23 protein-coding genes are annotated in these 15,844 nt (G+C 63.3%); 10 read left to right on the top strand and 13 right to left on the bottom strand.

Annotated elements, in window-relative coordinates:
• The 4 genes from GNX96_RS37550 to GNX96_RS37540 all read right to left on the bottom strand — a co-directional run.
• Positions 1-1,227: methyltransferase domain-containing protein (locus tag GNX96_RS37550; protein ID WP_163572523.1), on the bottom strand; the 1,227-nt coding region annotated here is incomplete at its 3' end.
• The gene (locus tag GNX96_RS37545; protein WP_279582494.1) at positions 1,224-1,916 is read right to left on the bottom strand and encodes a hypothetical protein; all 693 of its coding nucleotides are present in this window, start codon (positions 1,914-1,916) and stop codon (positions 1,224-1,226) included. The genes GNX96_RS37550 and GNX96_RS37545, both read right to left, overlap by 4 nt.
• A 25-nt stretch (positions 1,917-1,941) precedes the next feature.
• Positions 1,942-2,082: a hypothetical protein gene (locus GNX96_RS58185; RefSeq protein WP_279582493.1), complete on the bottom strand. Its 141-nt coding sequence runs from the start codon at positions 2,080-2,082 to the stop codon at positions 1,942-1,944.
• Positions 2,079-2,291, bottom strand: coding sequence for a hypothetical protein (locus tag GNX96_RS37540; RefSeq protein WP_163572522.1), 213 nt, complete (start codon positions 2,289-2,291; stop codon positions 2,079-2,081). Before GNX96_RS37540 ends, GNX96_RS58185 begins: the two co-directional genes overlap by 4 nt.
• Here GNX96_RS37540 and GNX96_RS58180 point away from each other — a divergent pair.
• Positions 2,290-2,496 carry a hypothetical protein gene (locus GNX96_RS58180; RefSeq protein ID WP_279582492.1) on the top strand — a complete coding sequence of 69 codons (207 nt, stop codon included), beginning with the start codon at positions 2,290-2,292 and terminating at the stop codon, positions 2,494-2,496. The genes GNX96_RS37540 and GNX96_RS58180 overlap by 2 nt on opposite strands.
• Here the strand turns inward: GNX96_RS58180 and GNX96_RS37535 are convergent.
• The 5 genes from GNX96_RS37535 to GNX96_RS37515 form a co-directional block, all read right to left on the bottom strand.
• On the bottom strand, positions 2,493-2,840 hold the full coding sequence (locus GNX96_RS37535) for a hypothetical protein (RefSeq protein ID WP_279582491.1): 348 nt from the start codon (positions 2,838-2,840) through the stop codon (positions 2,493-2,495). The two genes, GNX96_RS58180 and GNX96_RS37535, sit on opposite strands and share 4 nt — an antisense overlap.
• Before the next feature lie 75 nt (positions 2,841-2,915).
• Positions 2,916-3,914 (bottom strand): hypothetical protein, encoded by a 999-nt coding sequence (locus GNX96_RS37530; RefSeq protein ID WP_163572520.1) that lies wholly within the window; start codon positions 3,912-3,914, stop codon positions 2,916-2,918.
• Positions 3,915-4,071: 157 nt separating this feature from the next.
• A complete protein-coding gene (locus tag GNX96_RS37525; protein ID WP_163572519.1) occupies positions 4,072-4,440 on the bottom strand; it encodes a hypothetical protein in 369 nt (122 codons plus the stop codon).
• A 220-nt stretch (positions 4,441-4,660) separates the two neighbouring features.
• On the bottom strand, positions 4,661-5,128 hold the full coding sequence (locus GNX96_RS37520; protein ID WP_163572518.1) for a hypothetical protein: 468 nt from the start codon (positions 5,126-5,128) through the stop codon (positions 4,661-4,663).
• Positions 5,129-5,491: 363 nt separating this feature from the next.
• Positions 5,492-5,839, bottom strand: a complete 348-nt coding sequence (locus GNX96_RS37515) for a hypothetical protein (RefSeq protein WP_163572517.1) — start codon at positions 5,837-5,839, stop codon at positions 5,492-5,494.
• 447 nt (positions 5,840-6,286) lie between these two features.
• On the opposite strand from GNX96_RS37515, the gene GNX96_RS37510 reads away from it, so the two are divergent.
• The 3 genes from GNX96_RS37510 to GNX96_RS37500 all read left to right on the top strand — a co-directional run bounded on the left by GNX96_RS37510 (position 6,287) and on the right by GNX96_RS37500 (position 8,612).
• Positions 6,287-7,000 carry a hypothetical protein gene (locus GNX96_RS37510; RefSeq protein WP_163572516.1) on the top strand — a complete coding sequence of 238 codons (714 nt, stop codon included), beginning with the start codon at positions 6,287-6,289 and terminating at the stop codon, positions 6,998-7,000.
• A 31-nt stretch (positions 7,001-7,031) separates the two neighbouring features.
• A complete protein-coding gene (locus GNX96_RS37505) occupies positions 7,032-7,472 on the top strand; it encodes a hypothetical protein (protein WP_279582490.1) in 441 nt (146 codons plus the stop codon).
• 255 nt (positions 7,473-7,727) lie between these two features.
• Positions 7,728-8,612, top strand: coding sequence for a phosphotransferase family protein (locus tag GNX96_RS37500; protein WP_279582489.1), 885 nt, complete (start codon positions 7,728-7,730; stop codon positions 8,610-8,612).
• Positions 8,613-8,787: 175 nt separating this feature from the next.
• Here GNX96_RS37500 and GNX96_RS37495 read toward each other — a convergent pair whose 3' ends face one another.
• Positions 8,788-10,668: a hypothetical protein gene (locus tag GNX96_RS37495; RefSeq protein WP_163572514.1), complete on the bottom strand. Its 1,881-nt coding sequence runs from the start codon at positions 10,666-10,668 to the stop codon at positions 8,788-8,790.
• A gap of 241 nt (positions 10,669-10,909) precedes the next feature.
• Between GNX96_RS37495 and GNX96_RS58175 the strand changes: the two genes are divergently transcribed.
• Positions 10,910-11,107, top strand: a complete 198-nt coding sequence (locus tag GNX96_RS58175) for a hypothetical protein (RefSeq protein WP_279582488.1) — start codon at positions 10,910-10,912, stop codon at positions 11,105-11,107.
• A 36-nt stretch (positions 11,108-11,143) separates the two neighbouring features.
• Here the strand turns inward: GNX96_RS58175 and GNX96_RS37485 are convergent, their stop codons facing one another.
• The 3 genes from GNX96_RS37485 to GNX96_RS37475 all read right to left on the bottom strand — a co-directional run bounded on the left by GNX96_RS37485 (position 11,144) and on the right by GNX96_RS37475 (position 12,717).
• Positions 11,144-11,791: a hypothetical protein gene (locus tag GNX96_RS37485; protein ID WP_163572512.1), complete on the bottom strand. Its 648-nt coding sequence runs from the start codon at positions 11,789-11,791 to the stop codon at positions 11,144-11,146.
• Between the two features lie 79 nt (positions 11,792-11,870).
• Positions 11,871-12,380 carry a UTRA domain-containing protein gene (locus GNX96_RS37480; RefSeq protein WP_163572511.1) on the bottom strand — a complete coding sequence of 170 codons (510 nt, stop codon included), beginning with the start codon at positions 12,378-12,380 and terminating at the stop codon, positions 11,871-11,873.
• 16 nt (positions 12,381-12,396) lie between these two features.
• Positions 12,397-12,717, bottom strand: a complete 321-nt coding sequence (locus GNX96_RS37475) for a winged helix-turn-helix domain-containing protein (RefSeq protein WP_163572510.1) — start codon at positions 12,715-12,717, stop codon at positions 12,397-12,399.
• A gap of 540 nt (positions 12,718-13,257) precedes the next feature.
• Here GNX96_RS37475 and GNX96_RS37470 point away from each other — a divergent pair.
• The 5 genes from GNX96_RS37470 to GNX96_RS37450 all read left to right on the top strand — a co-directional run bounded on the left by GNX96_RS37470 (position 13,258) and on the right by GNX96_RS37450 (position 15,839).
• Positions 13,258-13,473 (top strand): hypothetical protein, encoded by a 216-nt coding sequence (locus tag GNX96_RS37470; RefSeq protein ID WP_163572509.1) that lies wholly within the window; start codon positions 13,258-13,260, stop codon positions 13,471-13,473.
• The gene (locus tag GNX96_RS37465; protein WP_163572508.1) at positions 13,473-13,739 is read left to right on the top strand and encodes a hypothetical protein; all 267 of its coding nucleotides are present in this window, start codon (positions 13,473-13,475) and stop codon (positions 13,737-13,739) included. Before GNX96_RS37470 ends, GNX96_RS37465 begins: the two co-directional genes overlap by 1 nt.
• A complete protein-coding gene (locus GNX96_RS37460; protein ID WP_163572507.1) occupies positions 13,736-14,800 on the top strand; it encodes a DUF2637 domain-containing protein in 1,065 nt (354 codons plus the stop codon). The genes GNX96_RS37465 and GNX96_RS37460 overlap by 4 nt, the downstream gene beginning before the upstream one ends.
• Positions 14,801-14,999: 199 nt before the next feature.
• A complete protein-coding gene (locus tag GNX96_RS37455) occupies positions 15,000-15,191 on the top strand; it encodes a hypothetical protein (protein WP_279582487.1) in 192 nt (63 codons plus the stop codon).
• A gap of 297 nt (positions 15,192-15,488) precedes the next feature.
• Positions 15,489-15,839, top strand: a complete 351-nt coding sequence (locus tag GNX96_RS37450) for a hypothetical protein (protein WP_163572505.1) — start codon at positions 15,489-15,491, stop codon at positions 15,837-15,839.
• Positions 15,840-15,844 lie beyond the last annotated feature (5 nt).

Raw genomic sequence — 15,844 nt, 5'->3', positions numbered from 1 at the left:
TATGCGGCTGTCGGGTCGTCCAGCCATGGGGTCGGCTCCGGCGGTCAAGCCGAACCGGGTACGCGCCGGACGGCCTAGCTTGTCGTAGGTGGCGGTGGCGTGCTCGATGGTGTCCCAGAGCCGCCGTGCGCCACGTTGAACGACATTCCAGGTTCCGCCCCTACCCGGCGCCACCGTCGCCTCAGCCATCGCGTCAGCGGTGTATACGACCACGCTCCCGTGGTCGACACTGCCCACCACACGCAAGCCGGGAGCGTGCAGCCAGCAGAACCATGAATAATCGCGGTCGCGAGCCAGCACCGTACGCGGGTCAAGGGCGGTGGTGCCGTACTGCGCCGGGGCGCCGCCAGCAAATCCCATGGTCTGCCCTGGTCCCAGTGGGTCATCGACGCTACGCCGCAACGGCATAAACGCGGCGGCGGGGTACGCGTCCACGCGCCCCACCAATTCCCCGCCGTCGCCGTCGTTTTCGGTTTCACTGCTGGGCTGAGCAGCGGATGCGTCGGTGGGTTTGTCGGCCACCAGCAGCGGTCCGGCGTCCGCGTCCAGTGGGGCAACGATGCGACCGCCGGGCGTCAACTGCTCGATCCAGGCCGGCGGAATGTGCGTGATGGCGCAGGTGGCCAGGATACGGTCAAACGGTCCTTGTTCCGGCCATCCCGACGCACCGTCTCCGGACCTCAACGCTGGGCGCAGGCCAAGACTGGCCAGGCGGCCGCGCGCGGTCTCGACCAGCTCCGGATCGATGTCGACAGACACGACGTTGCTCTCACCAAGGCGGTGCGTCAATAACGCGGTGTTGTATCCGGTGCCGGTGCCGATCTCCAACACCCGGCACCGCTGCTGCCCAATGTCGTCGGCGTCGGCGATGTTGAGGCGGTCCAGCATCACCGCCATGACCGATGGTTGGCTGGACGAGGACGTCGGCAAGTCCTGCCGCGCCGCCCCGGCGCCGGTTGACGCGGTCTGTGTCAGCAACGCGTTGTTGGAGTACACCTCCGCCCACCAGCGCGGCACGCCGATAGGCAACTCGATGAATCCCGCACTGTCCCCGATCAACACGTGCGGGGTGAACAGGTGCCGGGGAATGCTGGCGAATGCGCGTTTCCAAGCCGGATCCGGCACCACTCCCTCAGCGGCCAGCACCGCCGCCAACGCCGCAGCGCGCCCCTTCCACGCATCACCCGCGCCACTGTCGGACGCCGTGTCGGTTTTCGGTGTGCTCATGTTTTTGTGTCACCATTCAAGTTTGTTGCGGTGAGGTGGTCGGCGATAGCGTCCGCGATGGGGAGGCCGCATTCTTCGGCCAACCAGCCCCAGACGCCGTTGGGATTGGCTTCAAGGGTGATCCACTGCCCGTCCGGCCGGATCACGAAATCAAACGCCGAATACGCCAATCCCGCAGACCGCAGATACGCCGCGATACCGGCGCGGACCGGCCCTGGGACCTCGATCGGTTCGTATCGCAAATTGTCGTAGTCCGACCGCCAGTCCACCAGCGCCGCCGGGCTGTCGGCGTGAATCGCCACCGCGAACAATTCGTCACCAACCGCGGTTACCCGGCTCTCACACTTTTTGTCCTGCCAGGCTTGGAAAAGGTGCGCAGTAGCAGCGACGCTGGCCAACTCCTCACACGCAGGTCCGATCTCACCAGCGGACAACCGGCGGGTGTAGACGATGGACTCTCCACCGTCCTCCCACACGATCGGCTCCGCCGCCAGCGGCTTGACGACCAGATCCCCATACGCGGCGGCGAAATCCCGGACCCGCGCCGGGCTGTTAGTGATGATCGTCGGCGGGACGGTCAGGCCGGCGTGCTTGAGCTGGGCGAGTTGGCGGGGCTTGTACTCGGCGTCGGCGATGGCCGCCGGATGCGACAGCCACCGGGCCGGCAGGCTGGCCAGCACGCCGCCCACGCCGATACGTGCCTGGGCGTAGCTGCTACCGCCGCTCTGGCTCCGACAACCCCGCCGGAAGGTCGAACGCACCCGGCTTGCGGTAGTACACCGCTGCCACGTCGGCCAGCCGCAACACCTCACCGGCCACCTCCACCTCGCCACCCCAACCAACGCAGTCCGTCAACTCCCGGCGGCAGGCTCTGCGGACAGCTGACCGGCGGACAGGTCGGCGGACAGGGTCATGCGCTGGGGAAAGTCGGCGGTGTCCAGCACCATCGACCGTGCGCCCCGAGCGTGCAGGCTCGCGCTGACGTGTTCCACCGCCCAATCGTCGGCCTGCCCGAGGATGAGCACCACCGCACCCTCACCGGTTCTGGTCCGGGGAATGGTCATGTCAGCTGTCCGGGACGGTGTAGGAGTCGTCAACTTCCCGGTTGTCCAACCGAGTCCGCTGCGGAATCGTCCGCTGACTCGCGGGCGTACGGTGCTTGCCTCCCGACAGCTCCGGCAGACCGTCCAGCCCACCGTTTCGCCGAACCGGGCCGCCGCACCGCCCGAAGCACGAACGGCCGCGCCGCGCTGGGCGGCTCATCGTTAGCCGGCCGCGACCCCCAGATCTACCGGGAAACGGTACGGCGCCGGCATCACCGGATCCTGCGCCGCAGATTCCCGCTGCGCCGCACCTGGTGATTGGCCGGTCCCTGCTTCCGCAGATCGAGCCATGACCGGTGCCCCTTCCACTGTTTTGATGTGATGGCATTGGTCTTGCGCCGCCGCGTCCGCGACCGGGACCGGCGGCAGAGTTAACGCGGGAAAGAGGACGTCTACGTCGAACGTGGCCATCATTGCCTTGTGACTGGTGTATTCGTGGACCGCCGCCAGGACGAGTGCCATCCACCCCAATGCCAGGAGTGTCATCTCCGTAAAATCATTCACCGCCATGAAAACCACTCTCCTTCTCGGTCGTCGATACGTTTATTCGTTTGGTTACTGGTCATCAGTCGTCCCTGGTGGTTATCAATCGGTGGGGGCGGGTGCGATGTAACGGAGCCAGCGCCTGGATTCGGCGGGGCCAAGGTGCCGTGTCACGGTGAGCGTGGGGAGCATGTGGGGAAAGCGTCTCCCGATGTCCCAGCGTTCGATATTTGTTTGTTGGTCCAGCACGATGACGCGGTGACCGTGCACCAGCGGAATATCGGCGGGGATGCTGTGATTCCAGATCTGCGCGCCGTGGACGTCTCGGAGCGAGAAAAAACTCGAAAAATAGCCAGCCATCTCGTCTGTATCGATCGGACTGTCCGTGGCAGCAGCGACCTGTAGCGGGTCGGGTCCGATGCCGGCATCCTCAATCAACCCCCACTCGCCTGTCCCGATCAGCCGGGCAGCAAGCAGGGTATGCAACTGGAAAACGTTAGGGATCCCGGACATACGCAACCGGTAACCGCGACCGGAGGCCCGGTGCAACACCATCAGCGGTTCATCATCGAGCACAGCCAACAACACCGACAGGTCCATCACCTCCGGCAGAAACTCAGCACAAGCGTCCACCGCATCCATCCACGCTTGGCGCGTCAAAGGCTGCTCATGCAACTGATCCCGCACCGCTCGCTGTTGCAGCAGCACCGATACCGCGTGTTGCCATCGACTGATGGTGTGCCAACCCATCGCCGCCTCGTACGCTTGCGCGTTGCCGACCACCGCCGTGAGCGCATCCCGAATCGCCCCCACGGACGTGGCCGAATCCGGTAGCTCGACATGCCGCTTTCCGCCCGGCGACGAACCGAGCCAGGCGCGATCGAGCACCACGCATCCGTTCAACGCCCGCAGCGCACACGTGAGCAGTGGTCCCGCAACGGGTGTCGGGTCGGCGCCGCGCTCGACAAACGCCGCGCACCGCAACGAAAGCTCGGCTCCGGCGTCCAAGGGTAGGACCGGGAACAAGTCGGCCAACCCATGCACGACGTCGGACAGTTCGGCTGGGCCAACGGTCGCGGCACGCTGCTCAAGGGCCGCCAACGCGCACCAAAAAAACGCGTTCTCGTCGCGTCGCTCGTCCAGCCAGCGGCTGTCTCCGCCACTCTCCGGATCTCATTGGCCAGCACTACTATCTCTCTTTCCGTTGCGCATCAACGTTTTTGCCGTCGAAATTCCCCGGCTGGGGGCGCCGCGCGGTTTAGGCGGCCGGCGGCGGTGCCCAGAGTCGGTGAGCCGGGCCGTGGTGGTCGAATGTCCAGTCCAGCTCGACGCACCGGGCCTGGTTGACGATGGTCATCCACACCGATGGCACGCCGGAACCAGGCCGCACGTATGGAAAACACTCCACAATCGCGTGGTCCAACCCGTGATCGGCGAACGCTGCCCGCAGCTGCGCCGCGCCATTGATCGCGGTCCGGTAAGCGGCCATCAACTCCGCCCACTCGCCCGGCGGGACCTTGGCCAGCGCTTCGTCATCGATACCAGCCGTCAGCGACGCGACGACCGAATCAATCACCGCAGCCAGGGCCGGATCCGGCTCCGGCTCCGGTGCTGTGCTCGTTACCACCTTCAACCTCCCCGTCGTGTTCTCGACCGAAAGGCCCCCCAGACCGCGTACAGCACGCGGGCACACCACGGGAACCTCCGGTACCCTCAGGCACCGGAGGTCCCCAGGACCTCCAGCCGGACCACCCGCCCCTTCCACGGATAGTGGGTGGCCCGGCCTTAACCTCTATTCCCTCCGGCACGTCACTGCCGGATTCGCCTCACTGGCAACAAAATCCAGATCACGGCAATGCACCTCGCCACTCCTGCGGAGCCGCTAACCGACCATCGGGTTGTCCCACCCAGCGAACCGAGACCGACGCCGGCAACCGGGACTCGTCCATCACGCGGCCCGCCGTAGCAGCACTGCCGCCGCTCAGCTCGTTTACAGGTGGCTGGTTCGGTTGTTCGTGGCGATGCCGACGACGCTTCGCCGAGCCCTGCTCCAGCTGGCCAGCGACAGCGGCTCGCCGGGTTGGCAGTCGCGGCGGGGGCGGCGGAACGGGATCGTCGAATGCGGCCGGGTTCCGGCCGTAGAACGTGAGCACCTGTTCGGCATGCCGCCGGATCACGCACGGCCAGTCCTGGACACAGCCCGGCGCCCGGCAGATCGGCAGAGCAGCGGCTGCGCCCTTGGGCAGCAACGGCTGGTGCTTACTGCTCTGGTCAATCGCGGTCGCCAGCAGGCCAGGCTGATCTGACAATGGCACGGCTAGCCCTCCCGCCCGATACGGTGGCGCGACCCGGCTCTCATGCAGGAGACAGAGAGCCGGGCCGGCCGTGGCAGGCACGACGTTCGAGGTCTTGGATGGGGTAAGACCGCAAATCGCCGAAGCCCTGCCGGCAGGACCCACAAAGGGGTCAAGAACGTGCCCAGCGCATCCGGACTCATGACCGGACAGCTGGTCAAGCAATGGCGCAACCCGGCGCGCGACGTTCGCGCGTACCCGGCTGGCCCGGCCGCGCGGCCGGCGCTGAGGCAAGCCGGCCTCGCCACGCGTCGTCGGGGTGGTTGGGCCGGTCGCCACGGCGCGCATCAGGCAGCAGCAGCGACTGGCCGGCTTCAGGAGGCATCACGCTTGCCCCGTCCCATCACGCACCGGCTCCGTTACCACAGGAGCCGGTCGAGGAGTCTTTCGGGTGCGGCTTCGATTGGCCTTCTCGACATGGACCGGCACCCGCTCGACCACAGCCAGCAGAATGACGATCACGTCGTCACGCGACAGCTCGTCACGCCAGGTCACGGCCTCGTTGATCCCGAACCACCAATCGACGCCCTCACGGCGTGCCTCAGCCCGCAGACTGGACTGATACGCCGCCACCAGCTCCGGCATACGCGAATCGGAAACCACCGCAGCGACCCGCCGAACAACATCACGCCGGGTCAAGCCGTCCACGCCGTTCAGATCCACGGCGATCACCGCCCCCACCACAGCAAAAACGGCGTAACCAGCGCACTTCCGCCCCCACGGACAACCGCCGCCAAACCGGCCGCATCGACCCGGACAACCCGTCCCACGCCAAGCATGTACGCATCGCACGGCCACTCCTGGGCACACATCGGACAGAAACCAGTCCGACGACGGTGATCGTCACAAACCCGCGCGCTCAACTCCCACAAAAGGTCATCGCGCACCCGGTCAGACCGCACATCCAGAGCAGCCGAAATCTCGTCTTCGTCCAGCTCAGACTGCTTTTGCATCGCCTTAGGCATCTGGCGCCCTCCCTCCGCATGCGATCTTGGGAATGTCCGGTGTAGGTGATCCGGTAGGCACCTAGAGTGAACGCATACGGCCCGAACGGCAGGGGGGCACGTAGGGGGCACAGGGGGGCACAATGACCCCTAAGGCCACACGAGCGGGGTAGCGATGACCGAAGGCAGCAAACTGGAGTGGGCGCGCCGCCTGCGCGCGGAGCGAGAACGTCCCGACCGAAACTGGTCACGTCCTGACATGGCACGCGAGATGCGGAAGACAGCTGCTCGTCTACGAATGAGCGAACCCGATCCGCGTCAATTGGCCGACAACATCAAGCGCTGGGAACGCGGCACTGTCGTCAGGGCGCCGGACGCAGTCCATCAGCTACTCATCGCCACGACTCTCGGACTTAGCGTCGCTGAGTTGTTCGGCGATGCGGCCGCTCCGTTGCCTAGCTCTCTTCGCGCTGCGAACGCGGGTAAGGTCAACGACGACCTGCCGTACTACGTGCTAGCCGAGGATGATTCTGTGCAGCGTCGTCGTTTTCTGGCCTGGTTGACATCCTTGTCGGCCGGCTTGGTGCAACTGCCCCAGACAGTTAGAGACACGATCGCAATCGCCGGCCAGCAACCCGACGTTCTGCGACGCATATCCGGCGAGGACGTGCAGAATCTGCGCGCAACTACTGAGATGTTTCAGGCGTGGGATCATCGAGTCGGTGGTGGCCTATCTCGCCACGCGGTCATCAGCCAGCTCGGTTGGGCTGTGCATCAGCTTGATGCTGGGGTTTCGGGTGAGACGGCTGGCCAGATTCGAGATTGGAAAGTGGCTACGGGCGCTATTGGCGGCTGTTGCTGGCTGGAAGAGTCACGATGCTGGTTTTGACCAACAGGCTCGCCAGCTTCTGACGCTCGGGGTGCGGCTCGCGGCGGACGCTGATGACCAGCCGGTACAAGCCTATTTGTTGTCGGACCTAGCGGTGCAGGCTGTACACATCGGGCGGCCAAAAATTGGTCTTGATCTGGCGAGACGCGCGCTCGAGGTCGGCGACGATGCAACCCCTCTAACGAAAGGCATGCTGCATGCCTTTAAGGCTCGAGCACATGGCCTAATGGGTAATGAGTCTGGCCTGCGGCGGGAGACCAGTCACGCAGAAGAGGAATACAGTCTCGCGACTCAGGATGACCGCTTGAGGGAACCATGGATGGACTTCTACGATCGTGCCGAATTGTACGGCGATACGGGCACGGCTTGGCGACTGTTTGCCTGGCATTATCCTGATCAACGCTCGGAATCAGGAAGCGTTAGAGAAGCAGGCGAGCGGCTTGCTAAGGCCCGCAAATGGGTACGGCGATGAGTTCGCGCGGAGTAGGGCACTCTGTAGTTTGATGGGCGCAAGTCTCTATATGAGAGCTGGTGAGCCGGACGCAGCGATGGCGATTGCTACGCATTCAGCAACGTCAGACTTGGGCATAGTCCAGTCTGCACGCGTGGAGAGCTACGCCCACGACCTTGAGAAAGCCTCTCGTCCATTCAAACGCCGGTCCGACGTGTCGGGAATGATCGAACGCCTTACAACTGCCAGCTAATGTATTGAGGAGCCCATACTTAAGTGCCCGCCCCGGATCACTTTGACGCAATGCTTGCTGCCGCCGAAAAAAAACTCCACATCTCCACCAACGGCGCCGAGCCAATACGCATTGGAGACAATGCAATTTACCGGCTCGCCGGCGGTGTCGTCGCGCGTGTCTCTCGGCCGGGCCGAAGCGCGGCAGCTGCAAAAGAAGTAGCGGTGGCGCGTTGGCTTGAGCGCAATAGTATTCCGACCGTCATAGCCTTGCCGGATATCGAGCAGCCAGTATTCGTCGCTGACCGCGCAGTCACATTCTGGCGCGAACTGCCACCCCACCACGAGGGCACGCTATTGCAAGTAGCGCAGGCGCTAAGGGTCCTCCATTGCCTTCCGCAACCCGAAAATTTTGTACTTCCGGACCTCGATCCATTTGTAGGACTCATCGGCCGGATTGACGCGATGCCAACGATTAGCCCGGATGAGCGGGAATGGCTTGTCGGCCATCTCGACCATTTACGCACCCGCCACGCCGAGGAAATATCGTCGTTGCGGACGTGCGTTGTCCACGGTGACGCTCACAGTGGAAACATCGTAAGCACTGAGGACGGCACCGTGTTGTTTCTCGACTTCGAGCGAGCGGCGATAGGTCCACCCGAATGGGACCTAGTCTCTAGCGCCGTCGAATACGATTCCGCGGGTTGGATTAGCGATTCCGAATACGGAAGTTTTGTCGAGGGATACGGGCAAGATGTTCTGGCCTGGCCCCACTATGACATCTTTCGAGATATTCGGGAAATGCGTATGACCTGCTATGTCGCCCAACTGGCGAGTGACCACAAGGACGCCAAAGGGGAGGCATCTCTTCGAATCGCATGTTTGCAAGGTCGCCGTGGTCCCCGACCGTGGACGTGGGCACCGATGTAATTTCTCGTGGAGCGTCACGTGAGCGCAGGTTCAGGGGTTGCTCAGTATATTGTTCGCGATGGCGGTAATTTCCTCGCGGAGCACACAACCAGAAGGCGGGACGCGTCGTAGACGCTGTCTAGGGCTGCTGCTTCTGGGGCTTGTGCTAAAACGTAGTAGCAGGTGGCGAGCGACGCTATGCATTGGAGGCAACAACATAGAGCTCTGCCCCTGAGCCCACTACGGTTGTTCTGACGGAGTTCAAGAGTGTCTCAAGTAGCTGAAGGCGAAGTCGATCGTCGCTTGGCTTGCCGTCAGCGACATTCCGTAATTCTCTGTACCTACTTTCGACAAGATGCGGTTGTATGACAATGACCTGTGTCTCAGTAATAAGATCTGGATACCCAAGATATTCAATGAGATCCGACCGACTGTCTACTCGAACGCCATCTGTCCATGATGCCTGTCTGCGGAGACTCCCTCGCTCCAGCTTTTCTTTGAGTCTAATAGGGTCGGTGTAGATGGTATTCTTTGACGCTTGGCTTGCAACCACCTCGTAGGCCCCTACGGAGATTCTCCGCAGCGTCGACGCGCTATCAGCTCCTTTTACGTGAATGAGGCTGAGCACCCCGGCTAGGGAGATATGGATAAAATCTGCGATTTCGCCAGAGCCGTCATCGCAGGTCAGCCAGCCGGTCGAATAATGATCCAACACCCAAGCAAATAGCGAGCGATCTCCATCCTTGCCAATTCTTTCGTGAATCGTCTCGAAGTTTTCCGCCTTAACGCCTTTGTCGACTAACGGCTTCTCTCTGTCGATATCGTAGCCGCTAAAGTCCTCAAATCGCCACTGTGGGAAGCGTGCGATTTGCATTTGGCGATGCCAGATTCTTCCCGCAACGTAAGTATGCCCTGAACGATAGTGAACTGAGACGAGATCTCTATAGGCCATTTCAAGACCTCGGCGTATTGCGGACACTGGAGGCTCGTTGCTCGGTTGGCCGTGGATGCCAAAGTGAAGCTTCGTAACCTCACCAATCCGCTCCAGGCGAACGGAGATGGTGCCACCTATGCAACCCTCATATCCAACGTCGATCTTAAACCTCGACGATGCCAAGTCGCCGCGAATTTCAATAATAGCGTCACGAAGAAGTTCAGCTACATCAGCAACCGTTGACTCTCTTTCACGGTTAGAAATCAGCTCCTCCGGAGTCAGAACCGAGATGTCAAATGCGCCACGCACTTCCGTGATGTCGGTCGTCTCATAGGCAAACAAGGGAAACAGTCGCTCAGGAGGCAGATCGACTGATAACACTTCTTCGAGTAGACCGAAGAGCTGCACAGAGACTGCAAGATACTCTTGAAAAGTAGTAGACGGCTTGACCCAGACGGACGATTTATGCATCGTTGTGCCGACAAGTACGGTCGCGCCATCATGTACAGACTGCTCGTCTAGTGCGGCGCGCGCCGAACCTAAGGCGAATGTACTGTCTTCTATGGGGTTGATTGCTTCTTGTAAGCGCAGGCCGCCAATGTTCTTGCTATCAGGTCGAGTTGCGCGTCTCGGATGTGTGCCTCGCAACCAAAAATGCTTCGCTTCACCCCGAAGGAATGCATTCTCAAGGGTAGTCGGTGAGATTCGCCTTACGGGTGGAATTGGTTCTCGATCCAGCCTCAGCTGCAGACGGTGCCTCAATGAGTCAAATGCGTGGATACCGACAAGTCGATTCTTTCGAATGGCGAGCGTCAGGAGATGGCTTGTATCAAGAAATTGAATGTCGTTTTGAATCCAGCCTACCGAGTCGATTGTTCGCGTAACGAAAGTGAAGGCTTGATCTACCTCAACCGCTGATAGTTGCAGTGATATTGGCGATTTGTCGTGAATTTCGGCTCCGTACGCGACGATGTCAACGCCTTGATGTACCCCTTTCACCGCCTCGTTCTGAAGGAAGTTGATCAGCCAATCAAATGCCACTACGGGATCAGGAGTGGTGCATTCCAGCACTACTAGCGAAATGTACGGACGCAGCTCACTCCAAGCCACATTGCCAGGTAAGTTACCAGATGCATCGGCCATGTAACTAACGGTAGCCTCTCGGGCGTCGCGTGAGTCGGGAATGCATGAAAAGGCATCTTTCCCGTTACGCCATCCCGGCAATCGGCGGCGCTGATCACGACTCCGATCATGACGAGGGACACCATGAAGAATCTATTCGACAGGCTCACTGTCTGCCGAAGGGAACGCTGCGAGCCAGTACATGAGCTGCACGTCGTCGGCCGAACGGCGGATCTGCTCCAGCGCCAGGGTCTGACCGCTCATGCTGTCGTACGTGACGCGGACGGTGATCAACATTGGTGTGCTGGAGGGGCTGCGAAGGGCCTGCGCGCCGTCCGGGTCAGCGCTGCCATCCGTCCAGCAGCGCATGCTTGGGACACCAGGCGCGACCTTGGGCCATCCTGGCGTCAAGGTCGCGCTGCCGGCTGTCCGGCCCGGTCATCGGCGCTGGTCGCCGTGAGCTAATCCACCATCGGGCATGTAAGTCGCCTGCCGATCAGCAGTAACTCCGTGGGTTGGTGCCGGTTTTGGTGTTCGTTTTGCCGCTCGTCTTGCCTGTTGTCCCGCTGCCGCCGCGTCCTGTGCTGCCGCTAGTGCCGTGGCCGCTGCCTCCGGTGCCGCCGCCACTTCCGCCGCCTCGTGTGTCTAACTGCTGATAGGCGGCGCAACCGTTGACGCGACGGGTGTTGAGCTGACTGGCTGGTACAGGTTTGTTTGTCTTGTCAACGAAACGTGCGCGGGCTTGCCGCAGAGTGATCAGGGATGAGTACCGGCTGTTGAACGGGCTACTGTATTTCTGGTCGTAGGTGGAGCGGTACGCGCTGGGTACGTAGGTGTCGCGGTAGACGGGCTGGGAGTACCACAGCTGCTGGTAGATCAGGTGCCACAGGAACAGCTGACTGATCAGGTCGGTATTGGTGTCTCGGTATCCGGTTGGCGCGTTGGCGGGGAGTTGGTACCAGTACTGCGGCGGCACGCCGGAGTCCTTGCATTCGTCCCGCGACACGACGTATCCGCAGGTCGGGTGCCCGTCTATGACCGGGCCGGGCGCTGCCGGGTGTAGTGCGTTGTCAGTTTCGCAGCCAGATATCAGCACGGCGGCGATGCTGGCGGCGGCAATCGCGGTGATGATGCGTTTTCCCATGTCTTCCCCCGTTTTTGGTTCAGGTAGGCGTTGGGCGGGTGGTGTACGCCGGTCGGTCCTGGCGTTGCGCCCGTTCGGTTTAGCGGTTTGCGGCGGTGGTGTCTGCGGTGGTGAGGTGGTATCGGAGTTGGGTGTCATCGGCGGACCGCCGGGTTTCTTCGTACGCGAGGACGCGGCCGGTGGTGGCGTCGCTGATGGCGCGGTGGGTGGTGAACATCGGGGTGCCGCCGGGGATGCGTAGTGCGGTCGAGTCGTCGGGTGTGGGCATCCGGGCGCGGATGTCGTCGGTGTAGGCCAGCGTGTGTCCGGCGGCGGCCAGGATGGCGTAGAGCTGCCCGCCAGTGGGGAATCCTTCGCTGTCCAGTGCGGCCTCGAGCGCGGGGATCTCGACGAGGACGGCGAACGGGATCACGGTCTTGTGGCTGAGCCTTCGCCCGGCGCGGTCGGTCAGTAGCCGGGGATATTCCAGTACGGGCGCGTGTTCTGGCTGTCCGAGCGTGAGCGCGATCTCCGCTCGTGCTTCGGTGTGCAGTTTGGGCGGCGGTTCGACCTCACGCCATCCGAACGCGTCGGCGTCGGTATCGATCACCGCGACCGCGCCGGCATCAGAGCCGCCATCTTGGCCGGCGTCGGCGTCGCGCTTGATGGTGACGTCCGGGTCCCGGGTGTGCGTCTGGTTGGGGCGGTCGGTGGGGCGGCGGCGGACGGACGAACGCCCCTTTGCCGTGCAGGACGGTGACGAGTCCTTCGGCGGCGAGCGCCTGGACGGCGTTGCGGGCGGTGGCTCTGCTTTCGCCGTACTCGGCGGTTAGCTGGTTTTCGCTCGGCAGTGGGCTGCCGGGTGGGTATACGCCGTCCTCGATGCGTTCGCGTAGGACGCTGGCCAGTCGCGCGTATTTGGTGGTGTTCTCACTGTTCGTGGCCATGATGCACTCGTTTGCCTCCCCGCGCGGACCGGCCCGTTTTGGTCGCCGTGCTCGTCCGCGCCCTGTTCGCTTGTCACTCTCGTGTGTGTCGTTACGCAGTCGGTGTGTGTGTGTGTGTGATCGTGTCGCTCGTTGTCACGTTGCTTGTCACAGTCATGCCTGCGGTTGTCGCTGCGCCTCAACTGTCAGTGGTCTGCTCTACACTGCGCATCACTGATTGAATCAGTGGAACCATAACCCCTTGACGTTCGTCTTGTCTAGAGGCATAGTGGTGATGGTACTGATTAGATCAGTGACGTAAGGAGTGATGCAAGGTCAACGTTGGTGCTGGTGAGAGGGGGATGACGTGAGCAGTCGCAAGAGTCAGACGGGCCGCTGTCGGCGGGTCAGCTGGGTGCCCAGCGGGCCGGAGGCGGTGCCGTGCATCTGCGGCGCACTACCCGATGCCGGACGCGGTGAGTGCGGTAAGTGCCGCAACGCCGCCCGGTGGAGACGACACCACAGCGGACCCAGAACCCACGCACACAGAGAGGACTACCGATGACCAACAACAACCAGAACGGGCCTGACCGGAACGGGCCTAAGCAGAACGGGAAGGGCCGGAGCACGGCTCAGCCGGTGTGGCCGGTGACGCGGCCGGCGGACTTGGAGGACGTGTCGCCGTTCGAGCTGGCACGTCGTTTCATCTACCGCCGCTGGACGTTGGTACCGGACGGCACGCCACCGGTCTGGCTGAATTGGAAAAGCTCGCCGTGATGACGGCGTTGGGCCGGTGGATGTGGCGGTGGTCGCCGGTCACGATTCACCGCGCTTTGCTGGCCGGAGCCGCAGTCCACGCGGTCGCCGACAGCGCTGCTCTGACCGTTGTGCAGCTGGCGGCGCACTGGCGGCAGTGGGCGGACGAGCAGCGGCGCCTGCACACCTTTGACTGCCGTTTCGGCATGCCACCGGACGAGTACACCCAGGTGTGCGCTCTGTTCGCCGCGGCCGGCGCCGACCCGCACCTTGGGGCCGCATCATGACCCCAGCCACCACTACCGGTCCGACTCCGGCTCCCCGGCCACCGGCGGACCCTCTACCGGCAGGCCCGCTGCCGGTCCACGAGACGGCAGCGGCAACCGGCACGCGCGGCAGCCATCCCGGCGGCGGTAACACGGCCGAGCGGACGTCCGCGCGGCATGCCGCCGTCACCGGTCCGGTGCCGCAGGACGTGGCAGGACCCCAGGAGCCAACGTCCGTACGGGCGCGGCGTGTCTACCGAGAGTCAGTAACGGCGGGCCGGCCGTTGACCGGTGAGGAGCTGGGCAAAATGTGCGGCCGGTCCGGACGGTGGGGCCGTGCGCAGATCAAGGCCGCAAAAGCCGACCTCACGACCGCGCCAACCGATGTGACCGGTGCCGCCAACCACACCACGACAACGCCGAAGCTGCCGGAGCGGACGTCGCACACCGCGACGGAACCAGCGGGGGCGCCGGAGGTAGCCGGCCCTGCCACTGCCCGTGCCATCGACCGTGCCGTCGACTATGCCGCCGGAACCGGGGTGCCCGGATCTGGTTGGGCGCAGCGTCCGGGAGCGACCGCGTCAGCGGTCGCCGGGTTGACGGCCGGCGTGGTGGTGTCGGTGGCGGCGAACATCGCGCATTCGTTCCTGCCACCAGAGGGACTCGCGGCAACGGCGGCGGCACAGTGGCACCCGGCCCTCGGCGCGGTACTGGCCGCCGCCTGGTGGCCGCTGGCCCTGTTTCTCGCCGTGGAAGTCCTGACCCGCGTTCGGTGGCAGACCGGTCCGTGGTGGGCGACCGCCCGGTACGGCGGCGTGACCGTCGTGGCAGTGGTGGCCGCGATCGTCTCCTACCGGCATATGGCCGGGCTGTTGACCGCGTACGGGGAGGACTGGCTCAGCTCGCATATCGGGCCCTTGGCGGTTGATGGATTGATGGTCGTGGCAGGGCTGGCACTGCTGTCCATCGGCGCCCACCGACACCACCCCACGGCGCCGGACCGGGAGCCGCCGCAGCCGGGCGCAGACGTTGCCCGCAACCCGACCACCGATCCGACAGCAGAAGGGAGCACTCATCGATGACCGCGACCCGTTCGCGCAGTGCTCGTCAACGGCAGGCCCGGATGACTCCACTGATCGCCGCCATCATCCGGTACCGCCAGTGGGCCGCTGCGCAATCGATACGCCGCACCCAGACCTGGCATTGAGAGAACATCACAGGCCGCGCTCGCGGCCAGCGTTTCGCAGGCCCCGCAAGGACAACGAAGGGAGGTGAGAAAAAGTGTTGGTGACTATCCCGATTGTCATCGTGCTGTTGGCCATTGTCGGCGTGCTCTGTTGGAAGGGCGGCCTGAAATGGTGGCACGCCGCTGTCGTGGTGCTGCTCGGATTCGCTATCGCGTCCTGGCCGGCGGTCGCGCCGGTCGTCGGCTCGATCCTGGCCGGGCTCGTCCACGAAATCAACCGACGCTAAGAATTCGACCCGACACCCACCATCGATCCCATTTTTCCGTTTACCGCAAAGGCGAAACATTCACCACGCGCTCCCGTGACACGGGGCAGGAAGGACGAAAGCCATTGGATAGCCACAACTCTTTGGAGGCGATACCCCATTTCCCCGCACGACCACACAAGTATTCCCAGTCCTAGCAACGACAACAGCACGGCATCCATCACCGAGACCGGCAACGGGTCCACGTCCCGTTCCCGGCGAGCCCCGCACCAGGGCGGAAAGGCAGGCGCACTGACCACCAACCGAAAGGAGCACCCCATGACCCCCGACCACACCCACAACAGCCCTCAGGGCACCCATTCCACCGACACAGCACCTGACACCGGAATGCAGGTCGCGTACTGGCTTTTGCGTCAGGCGTACGCAAACCTCGTCGCCGCCGGATACGCCACCATCGGCGCAGATCTGGACCGCGAACCCCACCCACTGGCCTACCTGGTCGACGAACTGCCGCACCCACCCCCAGGGACACCCGCTGGCCGACAACTGGCCACCGGCCTACCCGGACACCTATTTCACGGACTACCGCTTCGGCATCGACCCGGACCGCGACGACCCCGACCCAGACGATCACGGACACGACGACCCGTACGGGACCGGAGCTGTTGACGGGG

This window comes from Fodinicola feengrottensis, from assembly GCF_010993775.1.
Lineage (GTDB): Bacteria > Actinomycetota > Actinomycetes > Mycobacteriales > HKI-0501 > Fodinicola > Fodinicola feengrottensis.
Note: the sequence above shows the minus strand (reverse complement) of the source record. Positions and strands in the feature narration are given on the sequence as shown.

What these genes read in the sequence shown, in the direction of transcription:
- GNX96_RS58180 (WP_279582492.1), top strand. Translation starts at nt 2,290, where the DNA reads ATGTCAGCTGTCCGGGACGGTGTAGGAGTCGTCAACTTCCCGGTTGTC.
- GNX96_RS37540 (WP_163572522.1), bottom strand. Translation starts at nt 2,291, where the DNA reads ATGACCATTCCCCGGACCAGAACCGGTGAGGGTGCGGTGGTGCTCATC.
- GNX96_RS37535 (WP_279582491.1), bottom strand. Translation starts at nt 2,840, where the DNA reads ATGGCGGTGAATGATTTTACGGAGATGACACTCCTGGCATTGGGGTGG.
- GNX96_RS37510 (WP_163572516.1), top strand. Translation starts at nt 6,287, where the DNA reads ATGACCGAAGGCAGCAAACTGGAGTGGGCGCGCCGCCTGCGCGCGGAG.
- GNX96_RS37495 (WP_163572514.1), bottom strand. Translation starts at nt 10,668, where the DNA reads ATGGCCGATGCATCTGGTAACTTACCTGGCAATGTGGCTTGGAGTGAG.
- GNX96_RS58175 (WP_279582488.1), top strand. Translation starts at nt 10,910, where the DNA reads ATGCTGTCGTACGTGACGCGGACGGTGATCAACATTGGTGTGCTGGAG.
- GNX96_RS37485 (WP_163572512.1), bottom strand. Translation starts at nt 11,791, where the DNA reads ATGGGAAAACGCATCATCACCGCGATTGCCGCCGCCAGCATCGCCGCC.
- GNX96_RS37475 (WP_163572510.1), bottom strand. Translation starts at nt 12,717, where the DNA reads ATGGCCACGAACAGTGAGAACACCACCAAATACGCGCGACTGGCCAGC.
- GNX96_RS37470 (WP_163572509.1), top strand. Translation starts at nt 13,258, where the DNA reads ATGACCAACAACAACCAGAACGGGCCTGACCGGAACGGGCCTAAGCAG.
- GNX96_RS37465 (WP_163572508.1), top strand. Translation starts at nt 13,473, where the DNA reads ATGACGGCGTTGGGCCGGTGGATGTGGCGGTGGTCGCCGGTCACGATT.
- GNX96_RS37460 (WP_163572507.1), top strand. Translation starts at nt 13,736, where the DNA reads ATGACCCCAGCCACCACTACCGGTCCGACTCCGGCTCCCCGGCCACCG.
- GNX96_RS37450 (WP_163572505.1), top strand. Translation starts at nt 15,489, where the DNA reads ATGACCCCCGACCACACCCACAACAGCCCTCAGGGCACCCATTCCACC.